This is a genomic window from Janthinobacterium sp. PSPC1-1, from assembly GCF_049897625.1.
In the GTDB taxonomy this organism is placed as follows: domain Bacteria; phylum Pseudomonadota; class Gammaproteobacteria; order Burkholderiales; family Burkholderiaceae_D; genus Janthinobacterium; species Janthinobacterium tructae.
Genome location: NZ_JAFCWP010000006.1, coordinates 266,727 through 281,192 on the forward strand (window position 1 = coordinate 266,727; position 14,466 = coordinate 281,192).

Sequence of the window (14,466 nt, forward strand, 5' to 3'; positions counted from 1 at the left end):
CGATGGCCAGCGTAGCGGGCAATGGCCCGTATATCCTCTCCATCGACAATGGCACGCAAAGCGTGCGCGCGCTGCTGTTTGACAGCGATGGCAACCTGGCGGCCAAGGCGCAAGTGTTTCTCGAAGCGTATTACTCCGAGCACCCCGGCTGGGCCGAGCATGACGCCGACGGCTACTGGCAAGCCGTGTGCGAAGCATGCCAGCAGCTGTGGCGCAGCACAGACATAGCCAAGTCCTCGGTGGCCGGCGTGGCCGTGACCACGCAGCGCGGCACGGTGGTCAATGTGGATGAACATGGCGTCCCCCTGCGCCCCGCCATCACCTGGCTGGACCAGCGCAGCACGCGCGACATTCCGCAACTGGCGCCGTGGTGGCGCGCCGCCTTCCGCGCCATGCGCCTCGATGGCACGATCGCCTACTTCCGCCGCGAGGCCGAAATCAACTGGATCAGCGCGCACCAGCCCGATATCTGGCGCCGCACGCATAAATTCCTGCTGCTGTCGGGTTTTTTGAATCACCGCCTCTGCGGACGCTACGTTGATTCGACGGGCTCGCAAGTGGCCTACATCCCGTTCGACTACAAGCGCCACGCCTGGGCCGGGCGCTTCGACTGGAAGTGGCAGGCGCTGGCGATCGAGCGTTCCATGCTGCCGGAACTGGTGACGCCGGGCACGCGCATGGGCGTCATCACGGCCGCGGCGGCGGCGGCGACGGGCATTCTTGAGGGCACGCCCTTGCTGGCGGCCGCCGCCGACAAGGCGTGTGAGGTGCTGGGCGCGGGCTGCGTTGAGCCGCACGTGGCGTGCCTCAGCTACGGCACCACGGCCACCATCAACACGACCAACCGCAAGTACGTGGAAGTGACGCGCTTCATTCCGCCGTATCCGGCCGCCATGCCGGGCGCCTACAGCACGGAAGTGCAGATTTTTCGCGGCTACTGGATGGTCAACTGGTTCAAGGAGCAGTTCGGCGACCGCGAACGGGCGGCGGCCGCCGAAGATGGCACGGGCCTGTCTGCCGAAGCGCTGTTCGACCGCCTGGTCGAGGCCGTGCCGCCCGGCTCCATGGGCTTGATGCTGCAGCCGTACTGGAGTCCCGGCATCAAGGTGCCTGGTCCGGAAGCGAAGGGCGCCATGATCGGCTTTGGCGACGTGCACACGCGCGCGCATATGTACCGCGCCATCCTCGAAGGCCTCGCGTATGCACTGCGCGAAGGCAAGGAGCGCATCGAGCGGCGCAGCGGCATGGCGATTACGGAGCTGCGCATCGCGGGCGGCGGCTCGCAAAGCGACGCGGCCATGCAGCTGACGGCCGACATCTTCGGCTTGCCCGCCGCGCGCGCCCACGTGTATGAGAGTTCGGGCCTGGGCGCGGCCATCGCCGCTAGCGTGGGCCTGGGCTGGCATGCGGATTTTCCCGCCGCCGTGCAAGCCATGACGCGCAAGGGCAAGGTATTCCATCCGCATCCCGAGCACCGCAAAATCTACGAGCAGCTGTACCGGCGCGTGTACCAGAAAATGTATGCGCGGCTGCAGCCCCTGTACCGCGAGATCGCCGACATCACAGGCTATCCGGAATAAAACTCATTAAATCGTATTGCGAATCATTCGCATCCGATATATGATGTGTTCCGCATTTCACCAAGGCAACTTATCCCGGTGACTGCAGTGCGCCGCCGGCCATGCGCCGGCGGCGTGTCCGCGCGGGCAGGGTTCCGCCGCAACGCTTCCGTCAACGCCGCCGCTTGATCGTGCACAGCCTATCCTCTGCTCAGCGTTTTTTCATTCCACAAGCATGAAGTAGCAAACCCCGGCAAGGATAGCGATGAAGAGCCGCAAACAACGATTGATCCCGCTGGCCGCCGCGCTGGCGCTGGCATTGGGCGCCGCGCACGGCCCTGCGGGGGCGGCAGCGATGGCCGAGAAGGCTGACAAGGCTGATGTCGTGCAGATGCCCGCCATCAGCGTGTTTGGCGACGCCATCAGCGCCGGCACGGCCGGGCGCTCGTACATCAACAGCGCCGACATCGAGCGCCAGCAGGCCGACAATGTCGCGTCCTTGCTCGACACCCTGCCAGGCGTGGACCTGGCCGGCACGGCCCGTCCCAGCGGCCAGAGCCTCAATATCTGGGGTTTTAATAAAGTACAGGATGTGAAAGTCATCCTCGATGGCGTGCCCAAGGGCTTTGAAAAATACCGCCAGGGCTCCATCTTCATCGAGCCGGAACTGATCAAGCAGATCGAGGTGAACAAGGGCGCGCATACGAGCTTGTACGGCAATGGCGGTTTCGGCGGCGTCATCACGGTCGAGACCAAGGATGCGCAAGACTTGCTGGAAGGCGGCGAGAAAGTGGGCGCCATGCTGAGGTACTCGCGTCGAACAATGGCGAAAACGACGCCACCGTGGCCGTGTATGGCCGCAGCGCAGATGGCCGCTTCGATGCGATGGCCTTTACCACGCAGCGCAAGTCCGACGATTTGCGCAAACCCGATGGCAAGCCATTCCGCTTTTCCGCCATCGACGCGCCATCGAGCCTGGCCAAGCTGAATATCCGCCTGACGCCGGAGCAGCTCTTGACCCTGACGGCGATGAAGAGCGGCAGCACGGGCTGGGGCCCGTTCGCCGCCATGGGCGAAGACGTGCCCACGCCGACCGAGGCGGAGATCAGGAAGTACGGGCTGGAAGAAGCGTGGCAGCGCAAGGCCGTGTACCGCGACCAGGACGACGACACGTACTCCGTGAAGTGGCAGTATGCGCCGCAAGACAATCCGTGGATCAAGCTGACGGCCAGCGCCGGCTATTCGCACACGGACCAGCATGACAAGCGGCTGCCATCGGCTTCGCTGGGCTCCTACCTGGGTTCGCTGGGCAACGAGAGCTGGGCGTCGTACGTGGACCGCATTTTTGAGGTGCGCAATGAGAGCGTGTTTGCGACGGGCGCCGTGTCGCACGTGCTGCAAACGGGCCTGCAGTGGCACAAGAACGTGCGCGATACCCTGATGTACTACCCGTCGTCGACGGCACTGAAGGACCCCAGCTATAACTACGGCTACTTCCAGCCCTACTACATGCCGGCCGGACGCCAGGAAACCACGGGCCTGTACCTGCAGGATGCGATGACGTATGGCGACCTGACGCTGACGGCGGCACTGCGTCACGACAGAGTCGTTTCCGAGGGCGTGCCGAACAAGGCATCGCGCTACAACAGCCCGCTGCCGGCCGCCGGCCACGATTTTAGCGAGAAAGTACATGCAGACTGGTCGCCCCGCCTGGGCCTGTTCTGGAAGGCATCGAGCAGCGTGGCGCTGTTCGGCGACTTGAGCCGGACCTGGCGCGCGCCGACCATCGACGAGATGTATTCGAATGAATATTATGTGTCGCCGCGCCTCGGTTCATCGACGCCGGGCACCAGCCGCAACTTGGCCGTCGAGCGCGTGACGGCCGTACGCGCGGGCGTCATGCTGCACCGCTAGAACGTGTTCATGCAGCGCGACGACGCGCAGCTGCGCCTGACGGTCTACCGTAATCGCGTCAGCGACAATATCGGCCCGCGCCTGGGCGTGCTGATCGAAGGCTACGAGCCGGGATCGGGCAAGGTGCCGCCGGCGCTGTCCGACTACCGCAACCTGGCCGGTTTCCACACGCAGGGCGTGGAGGTCGAATCCTACTACAACTCGCCGCGCCTGTTTGCCAGCGCTTCGTTGTCGAAGCAGCGCGGCACGCGCACCGGTTCCCAGCGCGACCCGTGGGGCCAGGATGAACCCGTATCGACGATTGCGCCGGACAAACTGATGGCGGGCCTGGGCTGGCGCTTGCCCGACCTTGGCGCCAGCATCGGCTGGCAGGGCCGCTTCGTGGCGAAGCAGGAGCGCGTGCTGCCGGTGGGCAGCGTGTACCGCCTGCCGCCGTCGAAAGGCTATGCGTTGCATACCTTGTTCGCGTCGTGGAATGGCAAACAGGGCGTGTGGCGCGGCACGGAAGTGCGGTTGACGGTCGATAATGTTTTCAATCGCAATTACATGCCCTACTTGAGCGAAGCCGTTACCGGCGTGGGACGGAATGCAAAGTTGAGCGTGTCACGTAAGTTTTGATTAATTTTAAGAATGGCGGGCCGGAGACGCGGGCCTGAGAAAATGCCGATGGCGGCGTTGCAGCTCCTTGCCGTACTGGCGTACTGTCTGCGTCGCTGCGCCTTGCCCTCGACATTTTTCAGGCTCGCTTGGCCCGGGGTGCCTTTTTTTGGGGCGTGGGCCTACTCCCGGTCCGTTGCATGTTCCGTTGAACTTCCAACTTCAAACGTCAACGTAGCACCAATGCCTTGACCGTTTTCCAGGCCGTGCTGCCCGAGTGCGTGACGCGCACCTGGTTGCGGCCCCCTTCCTTGGCCACGTACAGGGCGCGGTCGGCGGCGACGAACAGCGCTTCGCGGTCGTCCAGCTGGTGCGGGATGATGGTCGCCACGCCGATGCTGACGGTGATCCACGGCGAGGTGGCGGAGCGCGGGTGTGGCAGTTGCAGTGCTTCGACGTGCATGCGGATGGTTTCGGCCAGATGCAGGGCGCCGTCGGCATCCGTGTCGGAGCACAGCATGACGAATTCCTCACCGCCGTAGCGGGCTGCCAGGTCTCCCGGGCGGGCGGCGTGCGAGGCGATGGCTTGCGCCACCTGCTGCAGGCAGCTGTCGCCGGCCGGATGGCCCAGGCTGTCGTTGTACAGCTTGAAGTGGTCGACGTCGAGCACCACCAGCGACAGGGCGCCGCCGCCGCGCACGGCGCGCTGCCACTCTTTCTCCAGAAAGCTGTCGAAATGCCGGCGGTTGGCGATTTTCGTCAGCGGGTCGAGGTAGGCGGCGCGCTGCAGCGCGTCTTCCGAGCGCTTGTGGTGCGTGATGTCGTGCAGCAGGCCGATATACAGGGGCTGGCGCAGATACATGGGCGTCAGGGTCAGGTCCATGCTCAGCGCCGCGCCGTTGCGGTGGCGCACTACCACTTCGCGCGTGCCGTGGTTGTGCGCCGTCTCCGGATTGGCCGCGTACATGGCGAAGTAATCGAGGTACTCCTGCGTCACCAGCGGGCTGAGCAGTTCAGCGATCGAGCCTCCGGCCAGTTCGTTTTCGCGGTAGCCCAAATACTGGTCGCAGGCGGGATTGGTGTACTGGATGCGCCCGTCCGCCTCGATGATCAGCAAGCCTTCGGCCATGTTGTTGACGATGGTGCGCAGGCGCTCGGCCTGTTCCTGCTGGTTCTCATTGTTGCTGCGGATGTGCAGCTGGGCGCGCACGCGTGCGCACACTTCGGCCATGCGCAGCGGTTTGCTGATGTAGTCGACGGCGCCGCAGTCGAAACCGGCCACCACGTCTTCCGTCTCCGTCCTGGCGCTCATGAAGATGACGGGAATGCCCTGCGTCAGCGGATGCTGCTTGAGGCGGCGGCAGGTTTCGATGCCATCCATGTCCGGCATCAGCACGTCGAGCAGGATCAGGTCGGGATGGGCGCGCTGGGCGATCGCCAGCGCCCGCTCACCGGACGTGGCGACATAGGTTTGATAACCCTGTTCGCTCATCAGCTTGCGCAGCAGCTCAAGGTTGGCCGGCGCATCGTCGACAATCAAAATGGCGGCATCGCGCCGCTGGGAATGCTCCACACTGCCTGGACTCATTGCTTCCGGCCTTCTCGATGTACTCTGCGCTGCCAGCGTTTGCTGCATTTTCCGTGATGCTGACCGGGTTCAAAGCGGATACAGCGGTCAAATCATACCGCTTTGCCAATTTCTTGGGTGGAAAAATCGATGCTGCGGGAGATGAGAAAATATTATTCTTATACTATTTTAAGAATAAATATACGCGGTTGCTGTCGCGAAGGCGGTTTTTAGGCGGAGAGAGGCGTGCCCGTTGGCGCTGGGGCAGCAATGACACGCCCCGCGCAGGCGGGGCGTGAAGAGCGCAATTACATTTTTGCGGCGATCAGTTTACCCAGGATGGCGATGCCCTCGCGGATGCGTTCCGGCGGCACCGTGACGAACGACAGGCGCAAGGTATGCGTTTCCGGCGTGTTCGCATAGAACGGCGCGCCCGGCACGAAGGCGACCTTGTTGGCGATGGCTTCATCGAGCAGTTTCATGGCGTCGATGTGCTTCGGCAAGGTGACCCAGATGAACATGCCGCCTTCCGGTTTCGTCCAGGTGACGCCGGCCGGGAAGTGCTCTTCCAGCGCCGACAGCATGGCCTGGCACTGGTTGCCGTACAGGCTGCGGATGCTGGGGATATGCCGCTCCAGGAAGCCATCCTTGATCACTTCATGCACCACCATCTGCGTCAGCTGCGACGTGTGCAGGTCGGCCGCCTGCTTGGCCAGTTCCAGGCGGCGCACCAGTGGCGGCGGGGCCACCACGTAGCCGAGGCGGATGCCGGGCGTGAGCACTTTCGAGAACGAACCCATGTAGATGACGCCATCCGGATTCATGTTGATCATCTTCGGATACGGCTCGCCGCTGTAGCTCAGGGCGCCGTACGGATCATCCTCGATCAGCGGCAGGCCGTGGCGGGCGCAGGTTTCCACCAGTTCCACGCGGCGCGCCACGGACAGGCTGCGGCCCGTCGGGTTCTGGAAGTTCGGCAGCGCGTACAACAGGCGCGCGCCATCGGCGACGGGGTCGATCGACGACGGCACCAGGCCTTCGTCATCGGTGTCGACGGAAACGAATTCGGGACGGTAGACGGAAAACGCCTGCAGTGCGCCCAGGTAGCTGGGGGTCTCCACCAATACCTTGCTGCCTTCGTCGATCAGGACCTTGCCCAGCAAGTCCAGCGCCTGCTGCGAGCCGGACGTCATCAGCACTTGCTCGGGCAGGATAGTGCTGCCATTGCTGGAGAGCGAGTCGGCGATCCACTGGCGCAGCGGCAGGTAGCCGTCGGTAGGGCCGTATTGCAGGGCCACCTTGCCATTGTTCGACAGGACCTTGTCGAAGGCGGTCTTCATTTCTTCCACGGGGAAGGTGGCGGGCGAGGGCAGGCCGCCGGCAAACGAGATGATCTCGGGACGCTGCGTGATCTTCAGGATTTCGCGGATGAACGAGCTTTGCAGCTGTTCCGCGCGTTCGGCAAAGCGCCATTGGATCGGATTCGGATTTTCAATTTTCATACGAGTCTCACAGAAGATGCCGAGCTGCGCCGGCTGGATTTGTTGGCCCGCTTGTGGCGGTGCGTGCGCAAGCGGCGCCGGATAGGCGTCGCCATGGTGCTGCGGTATTGTACGGCTTGCACGCCGCTCTGCCCATCCGCACGCGCAAGGACGTTGCAAATGGGCGTCAGGGAGCCTTACTTCAGCTTGCGTCCGATGGCCACAACGGCGATCACGGCGCCGGCAAACAGCAGGCTTTCTCCCGTCAGGGGCTCGTGCAGCAGCACGGCCGCGCCCATCAAGGTGAGGAAAGGCTGCAGCAACTGCGTCTGTCCCACGCGCGCCACGCCGCCCAGCGCCATGCCCCGGTACCAGAAAAAGAAGCCGATAAACATGGAAAACACGGAGATATAGGCAAAGCCCAGCCAGGCCGCGCCGCTGGCCTGCGCCATCAGCGCGCGCTGCGGCCAGGCGTTCCACAGCACCACGGGCAAGACAAAAGGCACGGCCAGCAGCAGCGCCCAGGAAATCACATGCTGGCCTGGCATGGTTTGCGCCAGGCGTCCCCCTTCCGCATAACCGAGGGCGCCCAGCAGCACGGCGGCGAACATCAGCCAGTCGGCCAGGTGGAAGCTGCCGCCGCCCTGGCGCAGGGCGAACGCCACCACCAGCGCCGTGCCGAGCAGGGCCATCAGCCAGAATCCCGGGGAAGGGCGCTCCTTGCCGCGCAGCACGGCAAACACGGCCGTGGCCAGCGGCAAAATGCCGACCAGCACGGCACCGTGCGAAGCGGGCAGGCTGCGCATGGCGATCGACGTCAGCCAGGGGAAGCCCAGCACGCAGCCCAGCGAGACGAGCGCCAGCGGCAGCCATTGTTCGCGCCGTGGCAACGGCGCCCGCTGCTGCCACAGCCACAGGCTGGCCAGGCAGGCGGCCACCAAGGCGCGGCCCAGGGCGACAAAGGTGGGATCGAGTTCGGCCACGGCCATGCGCGTAAAAGGCAGGGTCAGGCTGAAGAGGGCGACGGCGATCAGGCCCAGCAGCAACCCCTTGCGGTCATCGCTGAAGCGGGGCGGATGGGGGGGAGAGGCGGCGGTGCTCGTGAGTGAAGACATGGGTTTCCTGGTGCGTGCGATAAGGGGAAGGCATGGATTTGTGTGATCCATACTGCTATCCTAGGCGTGAATAGCAGTACAGTACAAATACACTTCCACGCATAATTTCACATACTGTAATGGTCATATGAGCAATACACTCGCCTCTCCGTCCCTACCCTTGCTGTCGCGCGCCTCGGGCGAAACATTGATCGACCAGATCGTGCGCTCGCTGGCGGTGCGCATCGACGACAAGCTGCTGCGCGGCGGCGCGCGCATGCCCTCGATCCGCCAGTGCGCCGCCAGCCTGAGCGTGTCGTGCGCCACGGTGGTGGCCAGCTACGACAAGCTGGTGGCGCGCGGCTACCTCGAATCGCGGCGCGGCGCCGGCTTTTTCGTGCGCGAGCGCTCGCCGCTGAACGCGCCGGCGCCGCCCGCTGGCGCGCAGGACGCGGCGGCGCAGCCGATGGACGTGGTTTGGCTGATCCGTAACATGTTCCGCCAGACGCCGGTCATCCCCGCGCCAGGCTCCGGCATGCTGCCCGCCGAGTGGCTCGATGGCGACCTGGTGGCGCGCGCGCTGCGCGACGTCAGCCGCCAGCCCGGCAGTTTGCTGCTGGGCTATGGCGCGCCGCAGGGTTTCCTGCCGCTGCGCCAGCAGTTGCAGCTGAAACTGGCGGGGCTGGAAATCGCCTGTCCGCCCGAGCAGATCGTCACCACGGTGGGCGTGATGCAGGCGCTGGACCTGGTGGCGCGCGAGTTTGCCCGGCCCGGCGAGACCATTTTCGTCGACGATCCCGCCTACTGGCTGATGTTTGGCGCCTTTGCCGCCATGGGCATGCACGTCATCGGCATCCCGCGCTTGAAAGATGGCCCAGATATCGCCGTGCTGGCCGAGCTGGCGGCCTTGCACCGTCCCAAGCTGTACGTGATCAACTCGGTGCTGCACAACCCCAGTTCGACCTCGCTGTCGGCGGCCAAGGCGTTCCAGGTGTTGCGCCTGGCCGAACAGCACGATTTCCTCGTCGTCGAAGACGATATCTATTGCGACATGCATCCCGGCGGCGAGGTGCAGCCGGCCACGCGCCTGGCCGCGCTGGACCAGCTGCGCCGCGTGATTTACCTGGGCGGCTTTTCCAAGAGTCTGGCGGCGAACCTGCGCGTGGGCTTCATCGCCACATCGCCGGAGCGGGCGCAGCGCCTGGCCGACCGCAAGATGCTGGCCACCTTGACCACCAGCGACATCGGCGAGCGCGTGGTGTATAAAATCCTCTCGCAGGGCCTGTATCGCAAGCATGCGGAGCGCCTGCGCACGCGGCTGGATAAGGTGCGCGAGGGTACTTACCGCAAGGTCGAGCAGGCGGGTTTGCGCTTCGATCCTGCGCCGGCCGGCATGTTCGTGTGGGTGGACGCGGGTTGCGACACGAATCTGCTGGCTGAAAAGGCGCTGGCCGAGGGGCTGGTGCTGGCGCCGGGCAGCTTGTTTTCGCCGCGCCAGCTGCCGTCGACCCGCATGCGCCTGAATCTGGCCACGGTGCAGGACCCGCGCGTCTGGGATTTTTTGGGCCGCGCACTGGGATAAGGCACCGCGTGAAGGCACAGCGTGAAACAGGGGGCCTTGAAATCGCTTATATAATCCCCAACTCCGTAGCATCCGTCCCATCCACAAGACTATGAGGTAAAAATGGCTGTCTCCGAAAAGCAAACCCTGGGTTTTCAGACCGAAGTGAAGCAAATGCTGCATCTGATGATCCATTCCCTGTACTCGAACAAGGAAATCTTCCTGCGCGAATTGATCTCGAACGCGTCCGACGCGGCCGACAAATTGCGTTTCGAAGCGATCGATAACGACGCCCTGTACGGCAACGATCACGAATTGAAGATCAAGGTCAGCTTCGACAAGGATGCGCGTACCATCACCATTTCCGACAATGGCATCGGCATGACCCGTGACGAGGCGATCTCGCACCTGGGCACCATCGCCAAGTCGGGCACCAAGGAATTCTTCGGCAAGCTGTCGGGTGACCAGCAGCAGGACGCGGCCCTGATCGGCCAGTTCGGCGTGGGCTTCTATTCAGGCTTCATCGTCGCCGACAAGATCACCGTCGAAACGCGCCGCGCCGGCGCGGACGCGTCCGAGGGCGTGCGCTGGGAATCGGCTGGCGAAGGCGATTACAGCATCGAAACCATCGAGAAAACGGGCCGTGGCACGGACATCATCCTGCACCTGCGCGAAGGCGAGGACGAATTGCTGTCGAGCTGGAAGATCAAGTCCATCATCCGCAAGTACTCGGACCATATCTCGCTGCCGATCGTGATGCAGAAGGAAGAGTGGGACGAAGAGAAAAAAGAAACCGTCCTGAAAGACGAATTCGAAACCGTCAACCAGGCCAGCGCCCTGTGGGCCCGCAACAAGGCCGACATCACGCCGGAACAGTACGACGAATTCTACAAGCACGTGTCGCACGACTTCCAGTCGCCGCTCACGCACACGCACAACCGCGTGGAAGGGCGCAGCGAATACACGCAGCTGCTGTACATCCCGGCCAAGGCGCCGTTCGACATGTGGGACCGCAACAAGCGCGGCGGCATCAAGCTGTACGTCAAGCGCGTCTTCATCATGGACGATGCCGAGCAGCTGATGCCGACCTATTTGCGCTTCGTGCGCGGGGTGATCGACTCGGCCGACCTGCCGCTGAACGTGTCGCGTGAAATCCTGCAGGAATCGCGTGACGTCAAGGTGATTCGCGAAGGCTCGACCAAGCGCGTGCTGGGCATGCTGGAAGAACTGGCGAATGCGGACGAGCAGGACAAGAAGGACAAGTACGCCGTCTTCTGGAAGGAATTCGGCCAGGTGCTGAAAGAAGGCATCGGCGAAGATGCGGGCAACAAGGAACGCCTGGCCAAGCTGCTGCGCTTTGCCTCGACCGCCAACGACAGCGACGCGCAAATCACCTCGTTCGCCGATTACGTGGCGCGCATGAAGGAAGGCCAGGACAAGATCTATTACGTCACGGCCGACAATTACGCTGCCGCCAAGAACAGCCCGCACCTGGAAATCTTCCGCAAGAAGGGCGTCGAAGTGCTGCTGCTGACGGACCGTGTCGATGAATGGATGCTGTCGTTTATCCAGGACTTCGAAGGCAAGGAACTGGTTTCCGTCGCCAAGGGCGGCCTGGACCTGGGCGCGCTGGAAGACGAGGCGGAAAAGAAAGAGCACGAAGAAACGGAAACCTCGTACGCCGACCTGGTGGGCAAGATGAAGGCCGTGCTGGCCGACAAGGCCAAGGACGTGCGCGTGACGTTCCGCCTGACCGATTCGCCAGCCTGCCTGGTGGCCGATGAAAATGAATTGTCGGGCAACCTGCTGCGCATGCTCAAAGCGGCTGGCCAGAGCGCGCCGGAATCGAAGCCGATTCTGGAAATCAATCCGAACCACCCGCTGGTGACGCGCCTGAAATACGAAGATGCGCAAGGCGGCAAGTTCGGCGACTGGGCCAACATCCTGTTCGACCAGGCCATGCTGGCTGAAGGCGGCTCGCTGGCCGACCCGGCCAGTTTTGTCAAACGCCTCAACGAGTTGCTGCTCAATACGGCGAAGTAATTCAGATGCGTGTAGGTCGGATTAGCGCAAGCGTAATCCGACACTGTGGCTAATGCGTCAAGGCCGGCCCTTTCCTCGTGAAAGGGCCGGCTTTTTTCATGGCTGCTGTTAGCGCCGCATGCGCGTGCATCGAGCCCTGACTGCAGGTACTTGAGGCATAATTGCCTCTTGTTGAATTTAATCCGTCGATGGCCGGCATGGCCGTTGGCGCAGGAGCCTGTCATGTCAGTGAGTACCCGGGATGCCCTTTTGAAGAGCGCAGAGATCCACTTGCGTTCGAAAGGCTACGCCGCTTTCAGTTATGCCGATTTGTCGGAAGAGATAGGCATACGCAAGGCCAGTATCCACCATCATTTCCCCACCAAGGAAAATCTCGGCGTGGCCTTGATCACACAATATATCGAAATGTTTACCGAGAAGCTGCAAGCCATCGATGCGGCGCATGCCGATCCGGTCGAGCGTCTGCGCGAATTCGGCGGGCTGTTTCTGGCCAGCGCCAACGATCATTTGCTGCCGCTGTGCGGCGCGCTTGCGGCCGAAATGGCGGCGCTGCCCGAATCGCTGCAGGCCTTGGGCCGGCAGCTGATGGCGCAGCAGCTGGACTGGATGGAAAACAACCTCGTGCAGGCGGCGCAGGTACATGGCTGGAGCTTGCGGAAACTACCGAAGGATTACGCCTTCATGCTGCTCAGCGCCTTGGAGGGCGCCAGCTTTATCGGCTGGGCCCTGGGGCCATCGACCGATCCGCTGGCGGCGTTTCATTACATGCTCGACAATCTGGCATAGCGCTGGCAGGCCCGCTCAGGAAAACAGAGCGGGTTTGGCGATCATGAGCGCGCAGATGGTCAAAAACACGGCCAGCTTGATGCACAGCCAGGTTTCCAGTCTGGCGTCCGCTTGCGCGTATCCCTGTTCCATTTTCTCTTCCACCTTGTCCGCCCAGAAATGATCGATGGCTTGCGCGCCGATAAAAAGCGCGAGGGACAGCCGCATCCAGCCCATTTGCAGCCAGTCCCATTGTTGCTGGTATAGCAGGATCAGCCCGCCGGCAAGCAGTACCCAGCCCGCGACGGCGATCTGCTGATGGAGCTTATGCAAGGTGTCGCGGCCGGCGGGCTTGCGTATCAGCTTGAGCAGGCGCGGCGTCAGCATCATCGGGCCGATGAAGGCCATGGCGGCGACGATGTGCAGTATCAGCAGGAATGTATAGGTGTTCATGGTTCTCTCGTATCGGCAAGGACAGTTGTTTGCGGAACGTTTAGAATAAGATTGTCCATCCACTTTCGCTACTCGCATTCATGGCAAAAACTGCAGCGCATGCGGAGCCCCGCAAGCGGCCGTCCCAGGCCAGATCGGCTGCCACCGTCGCGGCGATGGTGGAGGCGGCTGCTCGCATTATTGAGGTTCGGGGTTGGGCCACGTTGACGACGAATCATGTTGCCGAGCTGTCCGGCGTCAGCATCGGCTCTTTGTACCAGTACTTCCCGTCGAAAGAGGCGCTGCTGGCCGAACTGGTACGCCGCGAACGCGCGATGCTGCTGTACGACGTGGGGCAAGCCATGGCGCTGGAGGGGGAATTGCCGTTCGCGATAGAACGATGTGTCATGGCCGGTCTGGCGTACCAGTTCAGGCGGCCCGCGCTTGCCCTCGCGCTGGAATCGGCGCCGTCGTCGCCATCCTTGCAGCATGAGGACGAGGCCTTGCGGCAGGCGCTATCGGGCCAGCTCGCGGGGCTGCTGGCGCGTCATGGTGTCGCCGATCCTGATATGGCCGCCGCCGACGTGATTGCGCTATGCCGCGGCATCATCGACGCCGCAGCGCTGCGGGGAGAAACGGATATGGCGTCGCTTGCGCGGCGCCTGGAACGCGCGGCCCATGGCTATCTGGACACGGCGGGACCTGCCAGGGGAGCCCCCGCCAGCGCTTAAGGGAGGATGCAGCCGTCCAGACCACAGACCTCCCCGGCCGATGCGGCCAGCTCCTGCCGCGATTGCGCATGGAGATTCTCCAGCGCTTGCCTGAAAACTTCTGGCGGCTGGGCGCCAGAAATGTGCGCTCCATTGCCGAAAACGAACAGCGGCACGCCGGAAGCGATGTGCGAGGCCTGGTACTCATCGTCTTGCACCTGCTGGCGCAATTGCGGTGTCGACCACGCGCGCTGCACCACCTCGGCAGGCACGCCCGCCTGGGCCGCGAGCAGGGCGAGGGAATCGCGGTCGAACAGCGACTTGCCGTGCGAAATACTCTGCTCATACAGTACTTCGGCCAGGCGCTGCTGCGATGCCGCGTCGCCGGCTGCCTTGACGAGCATGTGCGCGTCCATGGTGTCGCCAAACAGCATGGTGTCGAAGTGGTAGGCCAGGCCTTCGGCCGCTCCATGCGACTGCACCGAATACATCATGCCCTCGGCGGCCAGCGGATCACGAAATTTTTTCAGCAAGGCTGTCTTGATCGGTTCGGCTTTATAGTTCGGCGCAAGGCGGTAAGCGCGCAAGTTGACTTGCACTGCGTCCTTGTGTTCGAAAGCGGCAAGGGCCCTGTCGAAGCGGCGCTTGGCAATCCAGCACCAGGGGCAGACAAAATCGGACCAGATATCGACGACGAGCGTTTTTGTGTTGCTGTTCATGGTTTTTCCTTGAATGGCCGGCCT

Annotated in this window: 11 protein-coding genes and 1 pseudogene; 7 read left to right on the forward strand and 5 right to left on the reverse strand. The window is 63.1% G+C overall.

Annotated elements, in window-relative coordinates; all coding sequences use genetic code 11:
• The first annotated feature begins 2 nt into the window (after positions 1–2).
• The 3 genes and pseudogenes from ACP7EG_RS20015 (at position 3) to ACP7EG_RS20025 (ending at position 4,091) form a co-directional block, all read left to right on the forward strand.
• Positions 3–1,580 (forward strand): FGGY-family carbohydrate kinase, encoded by a 1,578-nt coding sequence (locus ACP7EG_RS20015; RefSeq protein WP_426089015.1) that lies wholly within the window; start codon positions 3–5, stop codon positions 1,578–1,580.
• Between the two features lie 244 nt (positions 1,581–1,824).
• Positions 1,825–2,547, forward strand: a complete 723-nt coding sequence (locus ACP7EG_RS20020; RefSeq protein WP_426089016.1) for a TonB-dependent receptor plug domain-containing protein — start codon at positions 1,825–1,827, stop codon at positions 2,545–2,547.
• Positions 2,548–2,627: 80 nt separating this feature from the next.
• A pseudogene (locus ACP7EG_RS20025) lies at positions 2,628–4,091 on the forward strand (TonB-dependent receptor domain-containing protein).
• 208 nt (positions 4,092–4,299) lie between these two features.
• Here ACP7EG_RS20025 and ACP7EG_RS20030 read toward each other — a convergent pair.
• The 3 genes from ACP7EG_RS20030 to ACP7EG_RS20040 form a co-directional block, all read right to left on the reverse strand.
• On the reverse strand, positions 4,300–5,658 hold the full coding sequence (locus ACP7EG_RS20030; protein ID WP_426089017.1) for a diguanylate cyclase domain-containing protein: 1,359 nt from the start codon (positions 5,656–5,658) through the stop codon (positions 4,300–4,302).
• Positions 5,659–5,945: 287 nt separating this feature from the next.
• Positions 5,946–7,139 carry a PLP-dependent aminotransferase family protein gene (locus tag ACP7EG_RS20035; RefSeq protein WP_426089018.1) on the reverse strand — a complete coding sequence of 398 codons (1,194 nt, stop codon included), beginning with the start codon at positions 7,137–7,139 and terminating at the stop codon, positions 5,946–5,948.
• A 176-nt stretch (positions 7,140–7,315) separates the two neighbouring features.
• Positions 7,316–8,233, reverse strand: a complete 918-nt coding sequence (locus tag ACP7EG_RS20040) for a DMT family transporter (protein WP_426089019.1) — start codon at positions 8,231–8,233, stop codon at positions 7,316–7,318.
• Between the two features lie 127 nt (positions 8,234–8,360).
• Between ACP7EG_RS20040 and ACP7EG_RS20045 the strand changes: the two genes are divergently transcribed.
• The 3 genes from ACP7EG_RS20045 (at position 8,361) to ACP7EG_RS20055 (ending at position 12,602) form a co-directional block, all read left to right on the forward strand.
• Complete coding sequence (locus ACP7EG_RS20045; protein ID WP_426089020.1) at positions 8,361–9,794, forward strand: PLP-dependent aminotransferase family protein; 1,434 nt, start codon at positions 8,361–8,363, stop codon at positions 9,792–9,794.
• 102 nt (positions 9,795–9,896) lie between these two features.
• Positions 9,897–11,816 (forward strand): molecular chaperone HtpG, encoded by a 1,920-nt coding sequence (htpG, locus tag ACP7EG_RS20050; RefSeq protein WP_426089021.1) that lies wholly within the window; start codon positions 9,897–9,899, stop codon positions 11,814–11,816.
• 222 nt (positions 11,817–12,038) lie between these two features.
• Positions 12,039–12,602 carry a TetR/AcrR family transcriptional regulator gene (locus ACP7EG_RS20055; protein WP_426089022.1) on the forward strand — a complete coding sequence of 188 codons (564 nt, stop codon included), beginning with the start codon at positions 12,039–12,041 and terminating at the stop codon, positions 12,600–12,602.
• A 15-nt stretch (positions 12,603–12,617) separates the two neighbouring features.
• Here the strand turns inward: ACP7EG_RS20055 and ACP7EG_RS20060 are convergent, their stop codons facing one another.
• On the reverse strand, positions 12,618–13,034 hold the full coding sequence (locus ACP7EG_RS20060; RefSeq protein ID WP_426089023.1) for a hypothetical protein: 417 nt from the start codon (positions 13,032–13,034) through the stop codon (positions 12,618–12,620).
• Between the two features lie 155 nt (positions 13,035–13,189).
• Here ACP7EG_RS20060 and ACP7EG_RS20065 point away from each other — a divergent pair, with 155 nt between their 5' ends.
• Positions 13,190–13,744, forward strand: a complete 555-nt coding sequence (locus ACP7EG_RS20065) for a TetR family transcriptional regulator (RefSeq protein WP_426089122.1) — start codon at positions 13,190–13,192, stop codon at positions 13,742–13,744.
• Here the strand turns inward: ACP7EG_RS20065 and ACP7EG_RS20070 are convergent.
• Positions 13,741–14,442, reverse strand: coding sequence for a DsbA family oxidoreductase (locus tag ACP7EG_RS20070; protein WP_426089024.1), 702 nt, complete (start codon positions 14,440–14,442; stop codon positions 13,741–13,743). The genes ACP7EG_RS20065 and ACP7EG_RS20070 overlap by 4 nt on opposite strands.
• Positions 14,443–14,466 lie beyond the last annotated feature (24 nt).

Bases quoted from the DNA above. Each gene is read 5' to 3' on its own strand.
- ACP7EG_RS20060 (WP_426089023.1), bottom strand. From the start codon at position 13,034: ATGAACACCTATACATTCCTGCTGATACTGCACATCGTCGCCGCCATG.
- ACP7EG_RS20040 (WP_426089019.1), bottom strand. From the start codon at position 8,233: ATGTCTTCACTCACGAGCACCGCCGCCTCTCCCCCCCATCCGCCCCGC.
- htpG (WP_426089021.1), top strand. From the start codon at position 9,897: ATGGCTGTCTCCGAAAAGCAAACCCTGGGTTTTCAGACCGAAGTGAAG.
- ACP7EG_RS20030 (WP_426089017.1), bottom strand. From the start codon at position 5,658: ATGAGTCCAGGCAGTGTGGAGCATTCCCAGCGGCGCGATGCCGCCATT.
- ACP7EG_RS20070 (WP_426089024.1), bottom strand. From the start codon at position 14,442: ATGAACAGCAACACAAAAACGCTCGTCGTCGATATCTGGTCCGATTTT.
- ACP7EG_RS20035 (WP_426089018.1), bottom strand. From the start codon at position 7,139: ATGAAAATTGAAAATCCGAATCCGATCCAATGGCGCTTTGCCGAACGC.
- ACP7EG_RS20055 (WP_426089022.1), top strand. From the start codon at position 12,039: ATGTCAGTGAGTACCCGGGATGCCCTTTTGAAGAGCGCAGAGATCCAC.
- ACP7EG_RS20020 (WP_426089016.1), top strand. From the start codon at position 1,825: ATGAAGAGCCGCAAACAACGATTGATCCCGCTGGCCGCCGCGCTGGCG.
- ACP7EG_RS20015 (WP_426089015.1), top strand. From the start codon at position 3: ATGGCCAGCGTAGCGGGCAATGGCCCGTATATCCTCTCCATCGACAAT.
- ACP7EG_RS20065 (WP_426089122.1), top strand. From the start codon at position 13,190: ATGGTGGAGGCGGCTGCTCGCATTATTGAGGTTCGGGGTTGGGCCACG.
- ACP7EG_RS20045 (WP_426089020.1), top strand. From the start codon at position 8,361: ATGAGCAATACACTCGCCTCTCCGTCCCTACCCTTGCTGTCGCGCGCC.